The organism is Ideonella sp. FW305-24 (assembly GCF_058788035.1).
The window spans coordinates 153124-174814 of the sequence record NZ_JBYTAI010000003.1; the positions used below are offsets into that span (position 1 = coordinate 153124).

General features: G+C 67.3%; 23 protein-coding genes and 1 pseudogene. 6 read left to right on the plus strand and 18 right to left on the minus strand.

The annotated features are described in order from the left end of the window. Positions 1-80 precede the first annotated feature (80 nt). Both AC3WR5_RS09490 and AC3WR5_RS09495 read right to left on the minus strand, forming a co-directional pair. On the minus strand, positions 81-1568 hold the full coding sequence (locus AC3WR5_RS09490; RefSeq protein WP_492484571.1) for an efflux transporter outer membrane subunit: 1488 nt from the start codon (positions 1566-1568) through the stop codon (positions 81-83). Between the two features lie 97 nt (positions 1569-1665). Continuing rightward, positions 1666-2277, minus strand: a complete 612-nt coding sequence (locus tag AC3WR5_RS09495) for a MarR family winged helix-turn-helix transcriptional regulator (RefSeq protein WP_492483812.1) — start codon at positions 2275-2277, stop codon at positions 1666-1668. Between the two features lie 230 nt (positions 2278-2507). Here AC3WR5_RS09495 and AC3WR5_RS09500 point away from each other — a divergent pair, with 230 nt between their 5' ends. The 3 genes from AC3WR5_RS09500 to AC3WR5_RS09510 all read left to right on the plus strand — a co-directional run bounded on the left by AC3WR5_RS09500 (position 2508) and on the right by AC3WR5_RS09510 (position 6063). Further along, positions 2508-4313 carry an ABC transporter transmembrane domain-containing protein gene (locus tag AC3WR5_RS09500; RefSeq protein ID WP_492483814.1) on the plus strand — a complete coding sequence of 602 codons (1806 nt, stop codon included), beginning with the start codon at positions 2508-2510 and terminating at the stop codon, positions 4311-4313. A 130-nt stretch (positions 4314-4443) separates the two neighbouring features. Beyond that, entirely contained in the window at positions 4444-5127 is a 684-nt protein-coding gene (locus tag AC3WR5_RS09505; protein WP_492483816.1) for a YiaD family glycine zipper/OmpA-like lipoprotein, read from the plus strand. Positions 5128-5199: 72 nt separating this feature from the next. Next, positions 5200-6063 (plus strand): thymidylate synthase, encoded by an 864-nt coding sequence (locus tag AC3WR5_RS09510; RefSeq protein WP_141283945.1) that lies wholly within the window; start codon positions 5200-5202, stop codon positions 6061-6063. A gap of 15 nt (positions 6064-6078) precedes the next feature. Here AC3WR5_RS09510 and AC3WR5_RS09515 read toward each other — a convergent pair whose 3' ends face one another. After that, positions 6079-7902: an ATP-binding protein gene (locus AC3WR5_RS09515; protein ID WP_492483818.1), complete on the minus strand. Its 1824-nt coding sequence runs from the start codon at positions 7900-7902 to the stop codon at positions 6079-6081. Positions 7903-8104: 202 nt separating this feature from the next. Here AC3WR5_RS09515 and AC3WR5_RS09520 point away from each other — a divergent pair, with 202 nt between their 5' ends. Both AC3WR5_RS09520 and AC3WR5_RS09525 read left to right on the plus strand, forming a co-directional pair. After that, positions 8105-8620: a dihydrofolate reductase gene (locus tag AC3WR5_RS09520; protein WP_492483820.1), complete on the plus strand. Its 516-nt coding sequence runs from the start codon at positions 8105-8107 to the stop codon at positions 8618-8620. A gap of 3 nt (positions 8621-8623) precedes the next feature. Further along, the gene (locus AC3WR5_RS09525; RefSeq protein WP_141283951.1) at positions 8624-9202 is read left to right on the plus strand and encodes a DUF4337 domain-containing protein; all 579 of its coding nucleotides are present in this window, start codon (positions 8624-8626) and stop codon (positions 9200-9202) included. A 69-nt stretch (positions 9203-9271) separates the two neighbouring features. On the opposite strand, the gene AC3WR5_RS09530 is transcribed toward AC3WR5_RS09525, so the two are convergent. The 7 genes from AC3WR5_RS09530 to AC3WR5_RS09560 form a co-directional block, all read right to left on the minus strand. Further along, positions 9272-10174 carry a copper resistance D family protein gene (locus AC3WR5_RS09530; RefSeq protein WP_492483822.1) on the minus strand — a complete coding sequence of 301 codons (903 nt, stop codon included), beginning with the start codon at positions 10172-10174 and terminating at the stop codon, positions 9272-9274. Continuing rightward, entirely contained in the window at positions 10174-10539 is a 366-nt protein-coding gene (gene copC, locus AC3WR5_RS09535) for a copper homeostasis periplasmic binding protein CopC (protein WP_141284051.1), read from the minus strand. The genes AC3WR5_RS09530 and copC overlap by 1 nt, the downstream gene beginning before the upstream one ends. A 40-nt stretch (positions 10540-10579) precedes the next feature. Further along, the gene (locus tag AC3WR5_RS09540) at positions 10580-10909 is read right to left on the minus strand and encodes a copper-binding protein (protein ID WP_492483824.1); all 330 of its coding nucleotides are present in this window, start codon (positions 10907-10909) and stop codon (positions 10580-10582) included. 29 nt (positions 10910-10938) lie between these two features. Then, entirely contained in the window at positions 10939-12336 is a 1398-nt protein-coding gene (locus AC3WR5_RS09545; RefSeq protein ID WP_492483826.1) for a multicopper oxidase family protein, read from the minus strand. An 11-nt stretch (positions 12337-12347) separates the two neighbouring features. Further along, positions 12348-13745, minus strand: coding sequence for a TolC family protein (locus tag AC3WR5_RS09550; RefSeq protein WP_492483828.1), 1398 nt, complete (start codon positions 13743-13745; stop codon positions 12348-12350). Then, positions 13742-14083, minus strand: coding sequence for a hypothetical protein (locus tag AC3WR5_RS09555; protein WP_492483830.1), 342 nt, complete (start codon positions 14081-14083; stop codon positions 13742-13744). Before AC3WR5_RS09555 ends, AC3WR5_RS09550 begins: the two co-directional genes overlap by 4 nt. A gap of 113 nt (positions 14084-14196) precedes the next feature. After that, entirely contained in the window at positions 14197-14670 is a 474-nt protein-coding gene (locus AC3WR5_RS09560; RefSeq protein WP_492483832.1) for a DUF2946 family protein, read from the minus strand. 504 nt (positions 14671-15174) lie between these two features. On the opposite strand from AC3WR5_RS09560, the gene AC3WR5_RS09565 reads away from it, so the two are divergent. Next, entirely contained in the window at positions 15175-15483 is a 309-nt protein-coding gene (locus tag AC3WR5_RS09565; RefSeq protein WP_492483834.1) for a hypothetical protein, read from the plus strand. A gap of 429 nt (positions 15484-15912) precedes the next feature. Here the strand turns inward: AC3WR5_RS09565 and AC3WR5_RS09570 are convergent, their stop codons facing one another. From AC3WR5_RS09570 to AC3WR5_RS09605, 8 genes and pseudogenes are all read right to left on the minus strand, one after another. After that, positions 15913-16368, minus strand: a complete 456-nt coding sequence (locus tag AC3WR5_RS09570; protein ID WP_492483836.1) for a hypothetical protein — start codon at positions 16366-16368, stop codon at positions 15913-15915. After that, entirely contained in the window at positions 16365-16868 is a 504-nt protein-coding gene (locus AC3WR5_RS09575) for a lysozyme (protein WP_492483838.1), read from the minus strand. The genes AC3WR5_RS09570 and AC3WR5_RS09575 overlap by 4 nt, the downstream gene beginning before the upstream one ends. 37 nt (positions 16869-16905) lie before the next feature. Continuing rightward, a pseudogene (locus tag AC3WR5_RS09580) lies at positions 16906-17085 on the minus strand (DUF7940 domain-containing protein); the annotation flags it as partial. Positions 17086-17168: 83 nt separating this feature from the next. Continuing rightward, the gene (locus AC3WR5_RS09585; protein ID WP_492483839.1) at positions 17169-17393 is read right to left on the minus strand and encodes a hypothetical protein; all 225 of its coding nucleotides are present in this window, start codon (positions 17391-17393) and stop codon (positions 17169-17171) included. Further along, on the minus strand, positions 17386-19305 hold the full coding sequence (locus tag AC3WR5_RS09590) for a hypothetical protein (protein ID WP_492483841.1): 1920 nt from the start codon (positions 19303-19305) through the stop codon (positions 17386-17388). Before AC3WR5_RS09590 ends, AC3WR5_RS09585 begins: the two co-directional genes overlap by 8 nt. Further along, positions 19302-19697 carry a hypothetical protein gene (locus AC3WR5_RS09595; RefSeq protein ID WP_492483843.1) on the minus strand — a complete coding sequence of 132 codons (396 nt, stop codon included), beginning with the start codon at positions 19695-19697 and terminating at the stop codon, positions 19302-19304. The genes AC3WR5_RS09590 and AC3WR5_RS09595 overlap by 4 nt, the downstream gene beginning before the upstream one ends. Beyond that, complete coding sequence (locus AC3WR5_RS09600) at positions 19694-20488, minus strand: hypothetical protein (protein ID WP_492483845.1); 795 nt, start codon at positions 20486-20488, stop codon at positions 19694-19696. Before AC3WR5_RS09600 ends, AC3WR5_RS09595 begins: the two co-directional genes overlap by 4 nt. 3 nt (positions 20489-20491) lie before the next feature. Next, positions 20492-21688, minus strand: coding sequence for a hypothetical protein (locus AC3WR5_RS09605; RefSeq protein WP_492483847.1), 1197 nt, complete (start codon positions 21686-21688; stop codon positions 20492-20494). Between the last annotated feature and the right edge of the window lie 3 nt (positions 21689-21691).

Below are 21691 nucleotides of genomic sequence, written 5' to 3' on the forward strand. Positions count from 1 at the left end.
GAATTGAGTCGGGTCCTCGTGGAACCCGGTTTGCATCTGCAATCGGAATGGGAGATGAAGGTGGCCGACACGGCGCCGGATCACGGCGCGCCCGGCTTGCCGGTGGCGGCCTGCGCCACGGCCTGGGGCTGTTCAGTCCAGCCACCACCCAGCGCCTTGACCAGCGACACGCGGCTGTCGAGCTGGCGGGCCTGCAGGTCCACGGCGGCGCGCCGCTGCACCAGCAGCTGGCTTTCCGCGTTCAGCACGATCAGGTAGTTGCCCAGGCCGGCACCATGGCGCTGGCGGGCCAGGTCGTAGGCCGTCTCGGCGCTGCTGAGCGCACCGCCCTGCTCGGCCTGCTGGCGGTTCAGCGAAGCCAGCGAGCCGATGGCATCGGCCGCTTCGCGCACGGCGTCCAGCAGCGTGCCGTTGTACTGCGCGATCGAAGCGTCCAGGTCGGCCTGCCTGGCGCCCAGCTGCGCGCGCAGCCTGCCACCGTCGAACAAGGGCAGGCGCAGCGCCGGCTGCACGCCGTACTGTCGGCTGCCGGCTTCGAACAGCTGGTCCAGTCCCAGCGAATTGAAGCCGATGAAGGCGCTCAGGTTGATGTCCGGGTAGAAGTCGGTGCGTGCGACCTTCACGTCCTGGCCTGCCGCTTCGACGCGCAACCGCGCCGCAACCACATCTGGCCGGCGGCCCAGCAGATCGGCGCCCAGCACCGTGGGCAGCTGGGCCAGCGCCATCGCGTCCAGCTTCGGGCTGAGCGAGTCCAGCGCCTGTGGCGCCAGGCCGGCCAGCACGGCCAGTTGATGGCGGGCCAGCATGATCTGCTCGTTCAGCGCTTCGATCTGCACCCGTGTGTCCGGCAGCGCGCCTTCGGCCTGTACCTGCTCGACCTTGGTGTCCAGCCCGGCGTCCACGCGCTGGCGGGTCAGCTTCTGCAGCTCCTCACGCTGGGCCAGCGTGCGCTCGGCCACTTCGCGCTGCGCCAGCAGCTTGGCCAGCGCCACATAGCCATGCGCCACCTGGGCCGACAGGCCGGTGGCCGCCGCTGCCGCATCGGCCTGCGCTGCCTTGGCCTGGCCCAGCGCCGCGGCCAGCTCGGCCGCGTGCTTGCCGAAGAAGTCAGGCGACCAGCTGGCACCGGCCTGCAGATTGCCGATGTTCCAGGTGCCACCGCCCAGCGGGGCCGGGTAGATGCCGTTGGCACTGAAGCGCTGGCGGGTCACGTCACTGTTCAGCGAGGCTTGCGGCCCGTTGGTGGCTTCGTTCAACTGGGCGAGCGCTGCGGCGCGCTCGACGCGGGCGCGGGCCACGGCAAGGCTGGGATGAGCCTGCAGCGACTGCTCGATCAGGCTGCTCAACCGGGCGTCGCCCAGCACCGACCAGTTCAGCGCGGCGGTTTCGGGCGTTGCTTGCTGGGCCAGGCCGAGCACGGCGGGCTCGGTCTGGGCCAGCGGCGTGTGATCGGGGCCAGGGCTGGCGCAGCCAGTCAGCAGCACTGCGGCCGAGACCAGCGCCACCGCGGTGGTCAGGCTGGCAGGACCGAAGGCGCGGGCCAGGTTCGTGAGGCTGTGGATGGACATGGGCAACAGGGACGACAGGAGATGGGTTCTGGAGGCATTGCCGCGGCGCGGCAGCAGGCGGAAGTGGGCCATGTGCAGGCTCCTTGTTCTTGAGAGGTCAGCCGCTGCCATCCGCAGCGGAGGGATCGGTACCGGCCAGGACAGCGCCGGCGACGATGGCAGCGCCGACGTTCCCGCAGCAGCCGGGTTTCAGCGCTTCGCCGTTGGCGATCATTCGCCGCATGAACTGCTGCAGCAGTTGGAATTCAGCTTCGGAGAAACCGGCCAGGTGCCGGTTCATTTCGTCGCACAGCACCGGCGGCACCAGGGCCGCCGCCGCCCGGCCTTCTTCGGTGGGCACCAGGTGCACCACTCGGCGGTCTTCGGTCGAGCGCTCGCGGCGCAGCAAGCCCTTGGCTTCCAGCCGGTCCAGCGAGCGCGTCATCGCACCGGGGTCGGTGCCCAGCTCGCGCGCCAGGCTGGCCATGGTGTGGTCTTCGTGGGCCACCAGCTTGTAGAGCGGCAGCCATTGGGCGTGCGTCATGTCCAGGGCCGACAAGCGGCTGTCGACCCGGGCCATCACCGAATTCAGCACCAGGCGCATCAGGTAGCCCACGCTGTGCTCGGACTTGTACTGGCCGGGCACGTAGAAGGCAATGGCCGGCGAAGCGCCTTCTGCCCGGTCAGGGGCAGCGGCAGCTGCAACGGAAGGGTCCTGGGTCGATTTCATGCCTGCACTATATTTGCTCAAGCAAGTATTGCTCAGGCGATGATTGAATAGGCTTGCGTTTTGCAAGGTTTTGTCTCAGCGGCGCAGCGTCACGAAGCGCTGCCTACACTCGGCGGCATGAGACGCACAGAGTCAATCCAATTCGCTCGGGCCAAGCGCCGGGCCGCTCCCAAGCGGGGCCGCATCCCCTCGGGGGATCGGCCGACGTACCCGTCGGCCGAGGGGCGGTCATGAGCCAGTCCATCCCAGACCGCCCGACCGCCCGCAGCCCCCGTTCGTTGAGCGGACTGCTGCCCTTCCTGCGCCCGTACCGCTGGCGCATCGCGCTGGCGCTGGTTTCGCTGGTCGCCGCGGCGGCGGCCACGCTGGTGATGCCGGTGGCGCTGAAGTCGCTGATCGACCATGGCCTGGTGGCGGCCGAGCCGGGCGAGCGGGTGATGCAACTGCGCGAACACTTCCTGCCGCTGTTCGTCGTGGGCGTGCTGCTGGGCCTGTTCTCGGCGCTGCGGTTCTACATGGTCAGCTGGCTGGGCGAGCGTGTCACCGCCGATTTGCGCAATGCTGTCTATCGCCACGTCGTCTTGCAAAGTCCCGGTTTTTTCGAGACGACTTCCAGCGGCGAGGTCATCAGCCGGCTGACGACAGACACCACGCTGGTCCAGACCGTCGTCGGCTCCAGCCTCAGCATGGGCTTGCGCAACAGCGTGATGGGCCTGGGCGCGCTGGGCATGCTGATCTTCACCAACCCCCGCGTGATGCTGCCGGTGCTGGCGATGCTTGTCTTCATCATCGGCCCGGCGCTGTATTTCGGCCGCCGCGTGCGCCGCCTCTCGCGTGCCAGCCAGGACCGGGTGGCCGACGCCAGCGCGCTGGCCAACGAGGTGCTGAACGCGATTCCCGTGGTGCAGAGCTACACCCAGGAAGCCGGCGAGGCCACGCGCTTCGACCGCGCGACCGAAGCCGCCTTCGAGACCGCCCGCCGCCGCACCCGCGTGCGCTCGGTGCTGATCGCCTTCATCATCAGCGCCACCTTCGGCGCGCTGCTGTTCGGCCTGTACCAGGGCACGCAGGCGGTGATCCGTGGCGACGTGTCCGCCGGCCACCTGGGACAGACGGTGCTGTACGTGATCGTGCTGGTCAGCTCGGTCGCGGTGCTCTCCGAGGTCTATGGCGACCTGCTGCGCGCGGCAGGCGCCACCGAGCGGCTGATGGAGCTGCTGGCCACCCGGTCCACCGTGGCCGAGCCGGCGCAGCCGCAGGCCTTGCCGGCCACGCGTGGCGGCTCGGCGGTGGCGCTGAACCATGTGCGTTTCCATTACCCTTCCCGGCCGGCCCAGGCCGCGCTGGCCGACCTGAACCTGCAGATCAAGCCGGGCGAGACGGTGGCGCTGGTCGGCCCCAGCGGCGCCGGCAAGTCCACGCTGTTCCAGCTGCTGCTGCGCTTTTACGACGTGGACGCCGGCACCGTCACGCTGGACGGAGTGGACGTGCGCAGCACGCGCCTGCACGACCTGCGCGAGCGCATCGGCATCGTGCCGCAGGACAGCGTGATCTTCTCGGCCAATGCGATGGAAAACATCCGCTACGGCCGCCCCAAGGCAACGGACGAGGAAGTCATGGCAGCGGCCAAGGCGGCCTTTGCGCACGACTTCATCCTCGCGCTGCCCGGCGGCTACCAGAGCTTCCTCGGCGAACGCGGTGTGCGCCTGTCGGGTGGCCAGCGCCAGCGCATCAGCATTGCCCGCGCGATCCTGAAGAACCCGCCGCTGCTGCTGCTTGACGAGGCCACCAGCGCGCTGGACGCCGAGAGCGAGCGGGTGGTGCAGGCCGCCCTGCAGGCCGCGATGGCCGACCGCACGACGCTGGTCATCGCCCACCGGCTGGCCACGGTGCAGCAGGTCGACCGCATCGTCGTGCTGGACCAGGGCCGCATCGTCGACCAGGGCCGGCATGCCGAGCTGATGGCCAGAGGCGGGCTGTATGCACGGCTGGCGGCGCTGCAGTTTGGCGGCGAATCGCAGGTCCGCGCCGCTTGAACTGAACGGGCTGACACTCGCCGATACAGCGGCAGCTGAACTTTTACCCCGTTTCCGGTCCCTAATGGCTGCGACGGCGCTCGCGTGGCTGCGGCGCCCGCATCCCAACTCGAACACACAGGAGTCTTCCATGCAGGTTCAAATCAACACCCCACGCTTCAACTTCCGCCCCCTGGCGCACGCGGCCGGCCTCACGCTGCTCAGCGCCACGGTCTTCGTGACCGGCTGCGCCAACATGGGCGAGCGCGAAAAAGGCACCGCCGGCGGCGCTGCCATCGGCGCGATCGGCGGTGCGGTGATCAGCTCGGCCACCGGCGGCAAGGCCGGCACCGGCGCGCTGATCGGTGGCGCGCTCGGCGCGGTCGCCGGCAACGTCTGGTCCAAGCGCATGGAAGACAAGCGCCGCGCCATGGAGCAGGCCACCGCCGGCACGGGTGTGCAGGTCACCCGCACGGCAGACAACCAGCTGCAGGTCAACGTGCCCAGCGACATCAGCTTCGATGTCGGCCGCTCGGCGATTCGACCGGAACTGCGGCCGGTGCTGGACAAATTCGCGGCTGGCCTGGACAGCAGTGTGATGCAGGTGCAGATCGTCGGCCACACCGACTCGACCGGCAGTGATGCCATCAACAACCCGCTCTCGGTCGACCGCGCCGCCAGCGTCAAGGACTACCTGGTCACCCGCGGCGTTGCCGCCGGGCGCATCAGCACCGACGGCCGTGGCTCGCACCAGCCCATCGCCGACAACAGCACCGACGATGGCCGTGCACGCAATCGTCGCGTGGAGATCTTCCTGGCCGAGAAACAGGGCTGAACCAAGGCTGATCCTCGACTTCTACAATCCTGGCCGGGGCGCTTGTGCCCCGGCTTTTTTTCGCCTGCAGACATGACCAGCCAGCCCTCGCCCACCTCGCGCCCGGTTCGCCCCCCGGTTCGGCACCAGTACGAGGACCTGATGCGCCACGTGTTCGAACACGGCGTGGCCAAGGGCGACCGCACCGGCACCGGCACGCTCAGCGTGTTCGGCCACCAGATGCGCTTCGACCTCTCCGAAGGCTTCCCGCTGGTCACCACCAAGAAGGTCTTCACCAAGGCCATCATCGTCGAGCTGCTGTGGTTCCTGCGCGGCGACTCCAATGTGCAATGGCTGCAGGAACGCGGCTGCACCATCTGGGACGAATGGGCCCGCGACGACGGCGACCTCGGGCCGGTCTACGGCGTGCAGTGGCGCAGCTGGCCCACGCCCGGCGGCGGCCACATCGACCAGATCGCCCAGGTCGTGCAGCAGCTCAAGACCAACCCCGATTCGCGCCGCATCCTGGTCAGCGCCTGGAACGTGGCCGAGCTGGACAAGATGGCGCTGATGCCCTGCCATGCGATGTTCCAGTTCTACGTGGCACCGGCCACCGAACCCGGCGGCCGCGGCAAGCTCAGCTGCCAGCTCTACCAGCGCAGCGCCGACATCTTCCTCGGCGTGCCATTCAACATCGCCAGCTACGCGCTGCTGACCCACATGCTGGCCCAGCAGTGCGACCTGGACGTGGGCGACTTCATCTGGACCGGCGGCGACTGCCACCTCTACAACAACCACTTCGAGCAGGTCCAGACCCAACTGGCACGCGAACCGTTTGCGTATCCCACGCTGCAGATCAAGCGCCGCCCCGCGTCGATCTTCGACTACACGCTCGAAGACTTCGAAATCGTCGACTACCAACACCACGCGGCCATCAAAGCCCCGGTAGCCGTCTGATCCGGCTCGACCGGTTCAATTGCCCAGCTCGGCGACAGGCAATGGCCGCTGCAGCACCCGCGCCAGATCATCCAGCGTGAAGGGCTTGGCGAGGAAGTCGTCCATGCCCGCTTCCAGGCACTGCGCGCGGCTCAGCGCGGTGACGGTCGCGGTGAGCGCCACGATGGGCAGGCGTGGCAGGCCCAGCGCGGCCTCGCGACGGCGGATCTCGCGCGTGGCTTCGTAGCCGTCCATCACCGGCATGCGGCAGTCCATCAGCACCAGGTCGGGCCGGCCGTTGTCGCGCAACGCGCGGCGCACCGCCTCGCGGCCGTTCGGCACACGTTCCACGACCACGCCCAGGCGCTGCAGGTAAGCCTCGGCAATCATCGCGTTGACGTCGTCGTCTTCGGCCAGCAGCACCTGCAGGCGCTGGCCGGCCAGCGAATCCGCAGGCACCTGCGCCGCACTGGCGGCTTCGGCCACCCGCGGCAGGCGGGCCACGAAACGGAAGCAGCAGCCTTCGCCGAGCCGGCTTTCCAGCGTCAGCCCACCGCCCATGCGCTGCGCAATGGCGCGTGCAATGCGCAGGCCCAGGCCTGTGCCTTCCAGTGGCCGCATGCCGGCATCGGCCTGCTCAAAGGCCTCGAATACCCGGGCTTGATCGGCCTCTGCAATGCCAGGGCCGGAATCTTCGACCTCAATCAACCAGCGTTCGCCCTCGCCGTCGTCCTCGGCTGGACGCACGCGCAGCGCCACGTGGCCTTGCGCGGTGAACTTCACCGCATTGCCCAGCAGGTTGTGCAGCACCTGGCGGAAGCGCACCGGGTCGCCGCGCACCCACAGTGGCGCGCTCAGCCCGCAGTCCACATCCAGCCGCAGGCCTTTCTCCTGCGCCCGCACTTCGTAGACCCCCATCACCTGGTTCAGCTGCGCGCACAGGTCGAAGACTTCCTCGCGCAGCGCAAAGCGGCCCTCTTCCATCACCGCCATGTCCAGCAGGTCGCTGATCAAGCCGAGCAGGTGGCGGCCGGAGGACTCGATCAGCTCGATGCGCCGGCGCGCCAAGGCGTCCGCGCTGTCCAGATGCATCAGCCGTGCCAGGCCCATGATGCCGTGCAGCGGCGTGCGCAATTCGTGGCTGACGGCGCCGAGGAACTTGGACTTCACGGCGCTTTGCTGCAAGGCAAGCTGCAGCGCATCACTGCGCTCGCGCATCAGGTCGCGCGCCTGCAGGCGCAGCGTCACCGCCTGCAGCAGGCGCCGCTGCATGCGGGCCGCAGTGGCCAGCTGCGCGGCCACCAGCAACAGCAGGCCCAATCCGCCAAACACCCCGAGCCGGTCGCCGCGCAACAGCAGCGAAGCTGCGGTGGGCAGCAGGATGGGCAGCACGTAGCAGGCCGTGGCCGCCAGGCTGATCTGCAGCCCGAAGGTGGCCACGCAGGCCACGCTGGCCAGGCTGGCCACGACGAGCGCGACGACCTCGGGCACGTCGTGCATCAGCCAGGCGCCGGCCAGGCCCCAGACCGCGCCATCGACCAGCAAACCGCCCAGTGTCAGGTGGCGCCAACGCGGCAGACGCCCGTCGGCCGCGGGTTCTTCGCCGTGCTCAGGCCGGCCCGGCACGTCCGGAAAGGGCTGCAGCAGCGGCATCAGCTGGCGCGCATGCAGCAAGCGCAGCAAGGCCACCACCAGCTTCAGCAGCACCCATTGCCACAGCAAGTTCGTCGGTACGCTGGCCCGCAGCTGCCAGGCGCCCAGCATCGCAAAGGCATTGGCCAGCACCATCGCCGAGGCGGCGTGCAGCCACACCAGGTGCAACTGCTCCAGCTGCCAGGCCGCGCGCAGTGGCGCAGCCAAGGGCGTGGCGGCCCACCGCCCTGGCGGCCACGCCTGTCCGGTCCGCCCTGTGGACGAACCCGCTGCGACGGCCTCCGTGTGCTCGGCGTCCCCCGGAGCAGGGGCTGGGTCGGCCGGGTGGTGCATGTTGCAGTGCAGTCTAGGCGCATCACCTCGCAGCCGAATGGGTGCTCACCCGCAGCAAGGGCGACAATGCCCGCCGATGATCCGCCGAACCCTCGTCACCCTGATCGCCGTCGTGGCCCGCAATGGCTGCATTGGCCGAGACAACCAGTTGCTCTGGCAGTTGCCCGAGGACCTGGCCCATTTCCGCCGTGCCACCCAAGGCTGCCCGGTGATCATGGGCCGCAAGACCTGGGACTCGCTGCCGCCGCGCTTCCGCCCGCTGCCGGGCCGGCGCAACGTCGTGCTGTCGCGCCAGCCTGGCCTGCAGTTGGAAGGCGCGGAATGCGCCACCAGCCTGCACGAGGCCCTGCTGCTGGTCCAGGCCGCACCGCAGGCCTTCGTGATCGGCGGCGCGCAGGTCTATCAACTCGCCTTGCCGCGTGCCGACCAGCTGCTGCTGACCGAAGTGCAGCAGGACGCCGACGGCGACGCCTTCTTTCCGAGCTTCGACCGCACGGAATTCCACGAAGTCGCCCGAATCGCTGGCCAGCCCGCGGACGGTCAACCGGCTTACGATTTCGTCACCTATCAACACGTCCCCCTGAGGAGCTGACCCATGTCCGGCGACGGATTCCACGTGCACGGTCCCCACGACCACGAACTTGAACATGCCGCGCAACACGGCGGCGCCGGCAGCATGGCCGGCCAGCTGGCCGTCATCACCGCCATCCTCGCCACGGTCGGCGCGATCTTTTCCTACATGGGCGGCGCCACCCAGGCCGCGGCTGGCCTGTACAAGAACGACGCCGCGATCCGCAAGACCGAGGCTGCCAACCAGTGGGCCTTCTACCAGGCCAAGAGCGGCAAGCAGAACATTGCCGAGCTGGCCGTGGTGCTGGTGGCCGAAGACAAGCGTGGCGAATACGAAAAGCAGGTCGCCCGCTACCAGCACGAAAAGGAAGAGATCAAGGTCGCCGCCGAAAAGCTGGAAGCCGAATCCCGCGAATTCGACGAAAAATCCGAAGCGCAGATGCACCAGCACCACCGCTGGGCTCAGGCGACCACCGCGCTGCAGATCTCCATCGCGATGGCCGCCATCGCCCTGCTCACCCGCCGGCGCTGGCTGGAATACGCCACCATCGGCCTAGGCGGCCTGGGCGTGGTGATCGGCGTCGCGGCCTGGTTCCACCTCTGAAGCAACCCACCGGGGGGCCCACCCTGAAGTGCGCCACTGGTGCCGGACATGCCCGCGACGAGAAAGCGTCTACATGGCCGCCGGAGGCTGTTGAGACGTCAACACCGCAGCTGCCACCAGCGCCCCCAGCAGCAGGACTGATTCCAGGCGCAGGATCGCGATGACTTTTGCGGAGGCGCTGTCGTGCCGGATCAGGGCCGGAAAGCCGATGAGCTTGTTGTAGCCCCCCAGCCCGGCAGCCGCACCGACGCACACCAGCTTCACGATCAGCGTCACGCCGTAGCCGGTGTCGACCAGGTGGATTGGGAGACCCAGGCGTTGCCAAGCGTTGACCAGGCCCGTCACCACAATGCCCCCCAATGCGATCGTTGCGGCGAACGACAGACTTTCCAGGTAGCGGTGGAACACCGCATTCGCCGGGGCGGTTGCCTGTGCCGCCGGCAGCACGCACCAGGCAGCAATCGCAACACCGCCAACCCACAGCGCAATCAGGATCAGGTGCAGCCACTCGATCGCCAGTCCCAAGCTCAACAGCCCGCCCTCACCGCCGTGGCTCACTGAGGCACGGGCCAGCGCGAACAGGGCGAGCAATGCCAGGGCCGCAACGCACTGGCCTGCAGTCAATCGGGACCGCCACACCATGAAGGACGCACAGGCGAGCAGCACGAATGCAAGCACGCCCGCTCGGCCGTAGGAGGTCTTCACGAGCATCGTGGGCAGCATGGCGGCGGCCTCTGGAAGCGTGTGTCCCATCATGACGGCCGCCGCCGCCCACATCGCCAAGCCTTGGCTGACGAGTCCGAGCCCTGCGGCGAACCGCTCCCACGTGCGCAGATGCACCAGCAGGCCGCCCTGCGGCCGCGCACCGGCCCTCAGCAGCCACCAGCGCGCGAGCACGCAGCCCAAAAGTGCGGAAAGGCTGGCGTTGACGGCTGCAGCCGAGCCGATCTGCAGCAGCGTGGTGGCGTCCATTACTTGACGGTGAAGTTGAAGTTCCCGGTGCGCCGATGACCGTCCGCGCCGACTGCGACCCACTGCACGCTGTAGCCCCCAGGCGTCAGCGTCGGCAAGTCGACGTGCAATGTCGTGACGTCAGCCGTGTCGATGTGTGGCTTTGGGGTGGCCACATCCTTGCCCGCAGCGTCCTTCAAGGTCACGGCGCTGAAGGACTCTTCGACCTTCTCGTTGAACGTCAGAGAGAGGTCCTTGGGCGCCGAAACCGTCGATCCAGCTGCTGGTGTCGAATTCTTCAGCGAAGCGTGCGCCTGCGCCAACTGCGGCGACAAGACCGCGCTCGCAACGGCGAGGACAAGACCGAGCATGTTGAGTTTTTTCATGAGGTTCACTTTCAATTCAATGCGATGGCGCGAGAGGGAATTACTTGGCGACCTGCAGCGCGGTCACGGTGAGGGCGCCGCCGACCTTTTCGGCGACGAAATGGATCTGGTCGCCCACCTTGACCTGGGTCAGCATGGCGGGATCCTTGACGCGAAACACCATCGTCATGCCTGGCATGCCGATGTTCTTCAGCTCGCCATGCTTGATGGTGAGCTTGCCGTTGTCCTTGTCGATGTTCCTGATCTCGCCCTGGGACATCTCCGCGTGGGCGCCCGCCATCGGCTCGTCGTGCGCAAAGCCGGGCGCGGTGATGGTTGCAAACGAGCCGGCAATGAGGACGGCGGCAGTGAGCTTGAGCAGTTGCTTCATGGTCTTGCTTTCAAGGTTGCAGTGGGAAGTCATTGATGGCCTGAATGACCGGACGGCTTGCGCACGGTCATCTCGATGGGAGCCGACTTTCCTGTCGGCTGCATGAGGTGCCCTCCAGGGCTCTCATTGCGCTGGGTCGCGGGCATCCCGCCCTGCCATTCATAGGCCAGCGTGCCGGGTGGATGCCGGTACCAGCCAGGGTCGCTGTAGTCGCCAGGCTTCTGCTCGGCGCGAACCTTCATCACGGTGAACATGCCGCCCATCTCGACGCCGCCGAACGGACCTTCGCCACCCATCATGGGCAGCGTGTTCTCCGGAATCGGCATTTCCATGCCGCCCATGGACTGTCCCTTGTCGCCCATCGCCATGTAGTCGGGCATCAACTGGGTGATCTTCTCGGCGACGCCGCGCTGATCCACGCCAATCATCGTTGGCACGTCGTGACCCATCGCATTCATCGTGTGGTGCGACTTGTGGCAGTGGAAGGCCCAGTCGCCAGGCTCACTGGCCACAAACTCAATCGCCCGCATCTGCCCAACCGCAACGTCGGCAGTGACCTCCGGCCAGCGGGCCTGCGGCCGCACCCATCCGCCGTCGGTGCCGGTCACCTCGAACTCGTGACCGTGCAGGTGGACGGGGTGGTTGGTCATCGTGAGGTTGCCGACCCGGATGCGCACCTTGTCGCCTTGGCGCACGACCAGTGGGTCGATGCCCGGAAACGCACGGCTGTTGAACGTCCAGAGGTTGAAGTCCAACATCGTGTTGACGCGCGGCGTGAAGCTGCCGGGATCGATGTCGTAGGCGTTCAGCAGGAACACGAAATCGCGATCGACGCGCATCGTGCCGATGTCCCGCGGATGCGTGACCCAAAAGCCCATCATGCCCATCGCCATCTGGGTCATCTCGTCGGCATGCGGGTGATACATGAAGGTGCCGGCACGGCGGGCGACGAATTCGTAGACGAAGGTCTTGCCTGGTGCAATGCCTGGCTGTGTCAGCCCGGTCACACCATCCATGCCGTTGGGCAGGCGCTGGCCATGCCAGTGGATGCTGGTGACTTCGGGCAATCGGTTCGTCACGAAGACGCGCACGCGGTCTCCCTCCACCACCTCGATGGTGGGGCCCGGCGACTGGCCGTTGTAGCCCCACAGGTGGGCTTTCATGCCAGGGGCAATTTCTCGCACCACTGGCTCGGCCACCAGGTGGAACTCCTTGACGCCGTTTTTCATGCGCCACGGCAAGGACCAGCCATTGAGCGTGAGGACGGGATTGAACGGGCGGCCGTTGGGCGGGGCTGGCGGTGGCTGGGTCAGCGGGCTGGCTTGACTGACGGCTTCAGGCAGCATCGCTGCGCCCACTCGGCTGACAGCCGTGGCACCCACAAGGGTTGCGCCTGCAGCCTGGAAAAACGTTCTGCGGTTTGTCATCATCGATTCCCTCAGTGCGCGCGCGGCTCGCCCGCTGCCGACTTGCTTGGCGCGCCGAAGCCGGCCAGGCTCGGCGAACGGCCGGTGAGTGCACTTTGCAGATCGGTGTCGGCGATCCAGAAGTCGCGCAGCGACTCGACTGCGCCGGTCACGCTGTTGACTTGATCGCGTGCATCGGCGAGCAGTTCGAAGACGCCCGTCAGCATCCCGTTGTAGCGAAGCATGTTTTCATCCGAGATGCGCTTGCGCAGCGGCACCAGCTCATCGCGGTAGTGCCTGGCCAGGTCGTAGGCCGTTCGATAGGCCGAGTACGACTCGCGAACTTCCGAGCGGGCATTGGTTGCCACTTCGGCAGTGCGGTGAACCGCCTGCATGTACATCGCCTCCGCACGCGCGGTGCGAGTCGATCCAAAGTCGAACAGGGGCAGTTCCAGCTCGATCTCGTAGCCAGTCTGGCGGGCTTCGCCGGTCTGGCGCTTGTCGGCATAGCCGACATCAAGCACATTGATGAAGCGGGTCGTCTTGGTCAGCCCAAGCGACTTTGCCGTGGCTTCTGCATCGCGCTTGGCCATCAGGACGTCCAGGCGCTTGCTGGCCGCGGTTTGCTCGGCATCCTTGGGTTCAAGCGCCGAACTGGGCAGGTCTGGCAGCCTTTCGGGCAGCGTGAAGCCAAGACTTTCGCCAGAGAGACCCAGCGCGCGGATCAGTCGCTCTCTTTCGGCGACCACTTGATGGCGCGCACGCGCCAAGTCGGCCGTGGCATCTGCGTAGAAGGACTGCTCACGCATCTGTTGCAGCCTGCTCAAGTTGCCCGCCTGCAGCATGCGTCGCGCCAGTTCGCTCGATGCGTCGGCCGCAAGCTTGACTTGCTCGGCGTACCTCGCGAGTTCCTGCGCGGCCACAGCAGCAAAGAACGCCTTGCGGGCCTCTGCAGCGATGCCGACCGCTTCGAAGGCAGCCTGGTACTGCGCCTGCTCTAACTGCCGTTGTGCCACATCGTTGGCAATGGGCATCGTCAAGAGGCCTGCGAGGTCGAACACCACCGAGCGGTCAACCTCGGTGATACCTCCGCCGGCAAGGCGCCCGAAGCTCAGCCGGGGATTGGCCAGACGACCTGCCCGCACCCGTTCCGCTTCTGCAATGCCCAGCTCGGAGAAGCTGGCTTGAAGGCCACGATTGTTCAGGAACGCGATCTCGACCGCCGCGTCGGCTGTCAGCGGCTGTTGGAGCAGTTCGCCAACGCGCGCGGCGGCTGAATCGACATCGGACGCCGTCCGCTGAAAGCCGACGCCTTGTCCGGTGCGCTCCCTGGTGAGCTCGGAGACTTGGCCGGCGCCACCATCAGGCGAAAACGAAGCGCAGCCGGCCAGGGCCAGTGCTGCTGCAGCAGCAATCGTCAGCCGCATCATCGCGTGTCTCCTTGCGGGTGATGACCCCCATGGGCCGACGCCGCTGGCAGAGAAACCGTGGGCGCGGGAGATCGAGCCGCCGGTGGTGCCACCAGCGGCATCGCAGCGGCCTCCTGGCCGGCCGCTGCGCCGTCGTCCCGCAACGCGTCGTTGAGCGCGCGCCAATCGCCGGTCTTGATGTCTTGCCAGCGCGTGTAGTCAGCGAAGGCTGACAGGTAGCGCAGCGCCGGAGCCAAGGCTTTCGGGTCCACTGGATCGGGCGGCCTGGACTGGGCAGGCGCGAGCAGCGGCAAGCCGAGCGCGACCACAGGCGCGAGCCTGCAGAAGAAGTTGTTCATGAATCGCAACCAATTGAGTCGGCGGCTCAGCAATGCGAGCCGCAAGACGCTCGGCACGACCGCCTTGCGGACGCGCGAGCCCCGTCAGGCCTCCTGAAGAGGCCCAAGGTGGGTCAGGTGGTTCGGGGAGGGCGCTCCTGGCCGCCCGAGAAGAAGCTGGGCAACGGCGCCGTGTAGGAAGCAAACCGCACAGCCGTGAAGCCCAACGGCTCAGCAAGCGCCGGCACGGCACTCACCAGGGGTGTCAGCGAGCAGCATGCCGAACACATGTTGCACTTGTCCGAGCCCGCATGATGATGGCGTTGCTCGCCGTGGGCATGTTCGGCATCTGCCCGGGCGTCAGACGGACCCGCCTCGTGAACCACGTGATGCGCCACTCCCGCGTTCGCCTCGGAACCTTCGGCCATGCGGAGCTCGTTGTGCGAGCCGGCATCCCCTGCCGAGCAGAGCATGGCGGCCGCCACCGCGCCCCGCAAGGGAAGCAGCACGGCCAGCAGCAGCAGGAAGCAGAGGCGAACGGTTTTCACAAAGGCTGAAAAGACTGGAAATTGGCTTTTTTGCCATTCAGGGCAATGGGTCCAACTCACCGAAACATGATCCTAAACCCTCCACCTGTGGCAAGGTCAAGCATGCGCAAGTGGTCCAGCGGCTGCGGCCGAACCTGCTGGCATGGGGAAAGCCTACGTCGGGCCTGCGCAAGCTGGGCAAGTGGCTGCGTCATCGACTGCGGGCGATCCAGCTCTGGCACTGGGCCCATCGCCTAATTGAACCGACTTGGTGCCCCCAGACTCTCCTGCCCTCAAACTCCCGAGCCGCCCGGCGCGGACCCGTGTGCCGGGTGGTGTGGCAGGGGCGCCGAAAAAACAAAGCCCGCGACATGCGCGGGCTTTGACTGATTGGCGGAGGGAGTCTGCCGAATCTTGCTCGGAACACCAGTATTTATGCGGCTTTCCGGCCCACTCCGCCGCTCCAGTTCCCCCTTCCGTTCCCCCATTCGCTCGGCGCTGGATCGGATGGCCCTCGTGATCAGTCCAAGCGCTCGCGACGGCGTAGAGTTGTCCGCCATGCAAGCGATCCTCTACAGCCGATCGATGTCACCCATCACCGTTGTGGAGCTGACTTCAATGCAGTGGCAGACCCTTGAACAAGGCGGCTCTTGCGCTCTGACACCGGATGAACCGATGTCTCGGCTTCATCCATTCAACGTTGGTTCGACCGGAGCGGCGGTTCGCCCGATCTCGTTGAAGCTGCGCCCGCTGGGCACCCCCGCTCAGGACGAACTGCTGTTTCTCTTCACTGAGGTTGAAGACGACGAGGAGCTCGCGGCAAACCTGAAGCTCGCCCTCCTGCCCGCTCAACTGAAGTGGCTTCAACGCAGAGGCGTGGCTATCCCCGGTTGATCGTCGGCACGCAGGATCTGCCTGCATCTTCCCGCGATACCAACTTGGGATGCCAAGCACCAGCGTCGCAAGGCCGACGATCGCGGCCTCAGCACCGGGCGCGCCCAGCGCACTGGCCAAGAAGTGGGGGATTCCCGCCTGAAAGCCTGCAACGCGGATTTGGCGGATCCTAGGGCCTGACGGTATTCACCTTTGCGTACGAGATGATTTCGATCCCAACGTGCCGAAGCTGTTCCACAGTCACATGGTGCCTGTCCCCAGGAACTCTGTCCCGGTTCAACACCCCGCCAGCGTCCAGGCCGAGATGGTTCCGGAGCGCTAGTGCCACGTGCTCTTGAAAGTCGGGACCGATGTCTTCGACCAGCGACAGCACCGTCTGCCGAGCAATGCCGCCCACGGTGAAGTGCACATTCCAGTTTGCTGGTTCCATCAGCGCTCCGATGAGGTTTCGACGGTAGACGTTAGCAGACCGAAAGCGGCTTGGCAGGCCCTGAATCGATCCGCTACGGCGTCGGCTTCGCGTGCGAGCGCGACAAGATCGTTTCGATCGTCGTCATGAAGTACCCCTGCGGCGGGGCGGGCGTCATCATTTCGGCCGGGGCATCCGGCTGCTGAACTGGCGCCGGTGCTGGCGGCGAGCTCGCGCAGGCGACCAGCAGCATCAGCAGCATGGCGCTCAGCGGCCAGGCGATCACGGGTGAGCGCATTGGTGATCCTCGTCATGTTGCGCGCCGCGAGGCGCTCGGTTTCTCGGGCATCCTCGGACAGCTGCAGTGCCTCGCGGGCCTGCACTGCCGCGACGTGCCGGGCATGAGCGCCCCACCCCGCTCCAGCGGCCGACGTCAAGCTGGCCAGCCAGATCAGGATGCGGGTCGACAACGTCACGCTGGCAATCCAGTCAGGCAAAGGTCGCGTTCGGCAGCCCGCCGCTTCGTCAGGCCTGGCAGGCTGACCAGCACGCCGGCCAGACGTGCCTTGTCCCACTTCGGCAGCTCGTCGCAGGCCGCACGCAGCCGGCCGGCCTTCAGGTGGCGCGCGGCGGTGCTGGCCGCCGGCGAGCAGGCGATGGCCGAGCCGATGTTGAACACCGCGTCGGAGAAGGCCGCGGCAACCGGCTCGGGGAGACCGGGCGCGCAGACCTCAACGATCTCGACGGCGCGCCGCATGTCAGCGGTCAGGAAGGCGTCGCACTCTTGCAGCGTGTAGCGCCGGCCCGCGACAACGTCGGCACCGGTGTGACCGCGGCAGACGGTCAGGATGCCGGGGGGATCGTAGTAAGCCACCTGGCGCAGGCCTTCGGCCGGCGCCGCGAGCGCTGCAGCCACGGCAGCAATGACAGCAGTGCCGCGGCTCGCCAGCGGCTTGCTGGGTTGTTGGGCGATCATCGTCTTCAGTCCTCCAAAGTTTCGGCTGCGACACCAGGCGGGCCAGCGCTGCAGCAAGGGACAACAGGCCCGCCGCCATGGCGAAGCCCAGGGTTGGGTGATCAGGGGTCAGCAGGCTCAGCACCACCTCGATGGCGCTCAGCAGCGCGGCGACGAGGGCCAGGCGCACCGACCACAGCCGCAGCCAGAGGCGGCGGGCGTCTTGAATGAACTGCACGGCCTAACCTTCCCTGTCGGACTGGCGGGCAAGGCTCTGCCACCCCGGCCGTCGCAGGCAGGGTGCGGATCTGGTCGACATGGCTAGATCTCGGCGGTCACGTCAGGCAGGCTGGGCGCATCGCCTTGGATCACCCCGCCCTGCACGAACACGTCGCCGCCCAGCGTGGCTGCGCCGCGAACGGTGATCACTGCGCCGCCTGGCAGCTGCACCACGGCGCCGGTGGCGGTCAGCTCGATGACCGTGCCCACCTGTAGAGGCTGGGCTGGAATGAGCGCCCGGAAACGGGCGAACAGGTTGCTAGCCATAGGTCTGCACTCCAATCGTCTGCCACACCTGAGGCCGGCCCGCGTCCACCGCGGCGCTGCGCACCAGGCCTTGCCGGGTCACGCTGCCGTCGACGTAGCGCACGAATGCGCCCGGGACGATCACGCCCGTTTCTGGCAACACCGGAAGCCGCAGGCTGACGGTCGCCTGGCGGCCAACGTTGGCCAGGACCGGCATGGCGCGCTGCCGGCCGGCGACGATGTCGGTACACAGCGCGTCGGTGATCATGGCGGCGACCAGGTCGCCAGCGGTGCCGGCGCGCTTGATGTCTGCCCGTACACCGCCGGCGGTGCTGCCGCACACGAAAACGCGGTTGTAGACAGCACGGTCCGCCCAGTCGATTCCCTCGCGCTGGACCACCGCCGCCGGCAACTCGAAATCGGGCGTGGCCGTCGACCAATCCCAAGGCCCCACCGGGTAGTGCGGGAGGATCAGCAGCCGGTCTTCCGACGGGTGGGACTGTACGTAGGCGCCCGCCGCCTCCGCAATGCGGTTCAGGGCGCTGATCGGGCTGCCCTGGTGGCTCCAGGCGCCGGCGGGCACCAGCCAGTCGTCAGGGTCCCAATCGACCAGCCAGCCGCTGGGCACGCCGGAGATCGACAAGGCGTCATTGGCCAGCTGCTGCGCCGTCATGGCCACGTCGGCACTGAAGGCGCGCTCCAGCGCATAGGGCGTGTCCAGCACCGCCGAGCGGCCCCGGCCGGAGACGCGCAGCGCGCTGCGGTTGAAAGTGCGGTCCCGGCTGATGCCCTCGGCCAGCACCCGAAATGCAGTGCCGTTGACAACCGCTTCCAGCTCGACCGGCTCGCCGAAGCTGGCGGGCTCCAGCTTGGCCAGCTCACTGCCGGGCACCGAGGCCGAGAAGCCCCAGGTCCAGCTGCCGTTATCGATCGACAGCTGCAGCGACGGGCAGGCGATCGCAATGTCGCCGTCGACGCGGCGCAGCGAGACTTCGTTTTGAACCATGTAAACCCTTCTGACGGGGATCACCACCGTCGCCGGCGGCGGCGTGTCGTGCCGCTCGCAGACAAAAATCAGCTCGTTGTCGGTCGCCGCACCGCCGCTGAAAACCAGCTCCACCTCGTCGCCAGCGGGCGGCAGGTAGCACGGGTCGAAAGGCGGGACAACTGGCCCCCAGGTCGACCGGCCAGGCGGCGGACGCATTGCGTTCTCGTAGTCCGCCCGGGTGGCGAACTCCAGCGCCAGGCCATCGCCTCCCGTGGTGCGAAGCACGACGCGCATCGGGTGGGCCGGTTGCCATGGGCTGCTGATCGACTGGCGGCGGTCGTGCAGCGCGTTCTCAAAGACAGACCGCACGGCGTCGCTCTGCAGCGCCTGGCCGACTTGCCAGCCGCTGCGGGCGACCGGCCGGCGGCTTCGGTCTGCGTTCTGCCATGCGCTGGCCGCCGGCCGGCCCTGCAGCGGCTGGGCGGCCTGCCAGCCGCTGCGAGCGGCCGTGCGAGACCGCAGCAGGCGCGCGGGCATGGCAACGGTGATGGCGAGGCCAGGAAGGGGCTGCGCAGGGCTCCAGGCGGCCGCCTTGGCCACCCGCAGCGGCTGGGCCTCTTGCATCCTCATGTCGACCGCCGCGCGCACGTCGGCCGCCGTCTGCCAGCTGCTGCTGCCGGATGCGACAAGCGGACGCTGCACGTCGTTGCTGTAGCTGGCCGCCACCTCGCCGCCTATGTCCTCCAGCGCACCGGAGATCGTGGCCAGGATGGGCGGCGCCACCAGCACCGCGCCGCCGATGTCTTCCAACTCGCCCGCGACGGTGACCGAGATGGCCTCGCCGATGACGGAGCTGCCGAAGATCAGCTCATAGGGCGGCCCGCTGGTCGGCGCGTCGGCAAAGATCAGCTCGACGCTGTTGCCGGCCGGCGGCGTGTAGCTCATGTCAGCGTGCCGCTCACCACGGCCACGGAGCCGCCCACATAGATCGCCAGGTCAGTCAGCATCACGTCGCCACCGCCGCCAGCCAGCGACACGAGCCCATCGCAAACCTCGTCGCCGTTGCCGGTGACGAAGATGGCCCATGTCGCCGTGCCATTCGCGGCGCCGAGCGCAACTGGGCTGGGGGCCAGGACGAGAACGTTGCTGCTGAGCGCGCCGCAGGGCTTGGCCAGCGTAATTTCGGCAAGCATCGTGGTGCCTGGGGCGTCATCAGCGGTCGCTCGTCTGGTGCCGCCATAGACACGCAGCCGCGCATTGCCGCTGCCCGAATCGAGGTCGGCCAGCGTCGCCGCGATGCGCACGCCCTTGTGTCGGGTTGTCGAGCGAAACGTCATGCGGTGCTCACGTTGTCGGCGGGCACGGCGCGGTAGCCGTGCGCGTAGTCATAGGCCATCGGCGTGTATTTGCGCGTGCTGTCGATCGAGGTGAACTCGAAATGGCCATCGCTGGCCCGCGACCAGGTCGCCCGCACGATGCGGTTGGCTCGCTCGTCGATCAGGATCACGTGGCGCGAGACCGGCACGTCAGGGCCGCTGCTGGGGCGAATCTTCACGTGACCACTGATCGTGCCCTGGCCGCCGCTGTAAACGTCCTGCACCTTTAGCGTGGCGCCGGAAAGCCTGGTGCTGGTGGGCAACGTGCGGGCACGGCCTGGCACGATGATCTGCGCGGGTTTGACGACTGCCGTCTGCGGGAAGGTCTGCGCACGCACGTAGACCATGGACCCGGCCGGTAGGCTCGTCACATAGGCCCGCGTCTCCCAGGTGGTCAGGTTGTTCGAGCCTTGGAGGGCCAACGTGAATGGGATGGCTTGCGTGAACGCGTAGAGCCCGAAATGCTGGATGTCCTGCGTGACGCCGGCCCCGAAGTCCCATTGCACCCAATGGCCCACGGTCGGGGTCAGTGCCGCAGATGTCCACGTCGTTGCGTTGCTGCCGTCGAAGATGTTGGCAGCGCTGCCCGACGAGGTCGAACTGGCCGACGCGGTGCCGCTGCCCGTCAACGCAAGGTTTGAGCCGCTGCCGTCGATGGCAGTGCGCATCTCGATGCCGGCGAAGGCGATGGTCGCGCTCGTCGCCGGGAAGCTGATCGTCGAGACCCGCCAGTATCGATAGGGGGTGCCCATCGGTTACCTCCAGGGTCCGGTGATGTCGAAGGCCACGGCACCGTGATTGCCGGTGGCGTTCTGTGCCGTGAGCGAGAGCTGCCCGACCCGCAACACAAGCAGCTTGCGACCGGCCAGCGCGCCTGAGCCGGCCACGCGGTCCAGGGTGGACAGCACGAAGCCCACGTTCTGCGGCATGTGGTACAGGCCGGGCAGCGTGCCCCGCGTCGTCAAATCACTTTCAAGCAGACACGCGCGTTCAAGTTCCAGCCCATTGTCTGGGCCGTTCGGGAAAGGCAGCACACCGCTACCACTTTTCACGTTGGTCCCGTTGCCCTTGCGGCTCTCAGCGTATATCCCCGCCGTGACGAATGATCCGATCCCCGTCCAGGAGCGCGCCAGGGTCAAGGTGTTGCCGATGGTGGCCGAAGCCATCGAGGCATTCGCCAAGTCCAGGGAAGGGCCCGCGAGAGCCGTGCTGTTGGCCGTGTCGCAATTGAGAAAAGCGGCGTAGGCGTCAGCGCTGTTTCGTGGGAGCAAGTCGCCGAACCCTCGCACGTCGCCCTGGCTAGTGACGGCTGTCGTGGAGTTCGGGCAGGTCCACCAGTAGACCGTGCGGTCGTCGACCACGATGGCCCAGTTGCGTGCGACCGCGCTGGCCGCCGACGACTTGGATGCGTAGGTGCCGCCGGCCACTGCCGCGTTCGTCGGGAACGCACCCGTGCCGGTGTTCACGTCCGACATCGTCTCGTAGCCGACGAGGCGCGCGTTCGTCGTGCCCGTGTCATCCACCCGCAGGTGCATGCGCAGCGAGCCGCTGGTGGTGTCGCTGCTGCGGTACACGGCAAGGTTCGTGCCGCTGAAAGTCTTGGCCCACCCGGCCGGCGAGTACTTCGCGGTGATGGTGCCTGCAGCTGCTTGGTCTGCGATGCCAGTCGCGTCGAAGGTGAAGGTGGTTGCAGTTGCCGAGAGCACGCGCCGGTCGCCATTGAGCGCTGCGGCCCCTCCTGTGATGCCGGCGATCAGCACCACGCTGTCTGGCTCGTAGATCATCCCGGCACCACGGCTGGCCGTCGCGACGCCACCAGTGATCGTGAGACTGTCCAGGCTCTTCAAATTGAACCCGTTGAGCAGGCATGCGTCCTTGACGGCCACCCATGCACCTGCCACCCCGGAAAGCACCGGCGCGTCCGCCATGAAACTCGTAAAAAATTTGACCACCGT